This window comes from Bradyrhizobium sp. NBAIM08 (assembly GCF_020193935.1).
In the GTDB taxonomy this organism is placed as follows: domain Bacteria; phylum Pseudomonadota; class Alphaproteobacteria; order Rhizobiales; family Xanthobacteraceae; genus Bradyrhizobium; species Bradyrhizobium yuanmingense.
In genome coordinates this window covers 1-380 of record NZ_JADYVR010001392.1, presented here as the reverse complement: position 1 = coordinate 380, position 380 = coordinate 1, and the positions used below count along the sequence as shown (strand labels likewise).

Annotated in this window: 1 protein-coding gene; it reads right to left on the bottom strand. The window is 39.5% G+C overall.

Annotation, left to right across the window (positions count from 1 at the left end):
- The coding region (locus I6F37_RS45090) for a fatty acid desaturase (RefSeq protein ID WP_225155143.1) at window positions 1-380 on the bottom strand (380 nt) is incomplete at both ends.

Here is a 380-nt window from a genome sequence, read left to right as displayed (position 1 = left end):
GGGTATATTCGGATTTTGGTGATGCGCCAGGTGGATATTAAAATTGAGGTAAATGATATTAAGCCAGATAGGTATTTTTAGATTGTGTGCGCCATTTATGATGTCCCTCGGACTAAAGGCATGATTCACGTAATTCTGGGATGACCATACAAAGCCATGTATTAAATAAAACAGGATCCACACAAACCAATCCCAGTTTATAAACCAAAGTAGTAGCAGCTGAAAGATAATAACCAGGATACTTTCAAGCTGTGCTGCCCGTAGCTTATGAACGCCTGTAAAGCCATTCAGGAATCCATTTATTTCTGTGTGCTTTTTAAAAACAGACGACATTACCAGCCCTGGCGAAATAGAAAAAAGAAGTACAGATAGCCAGGTAG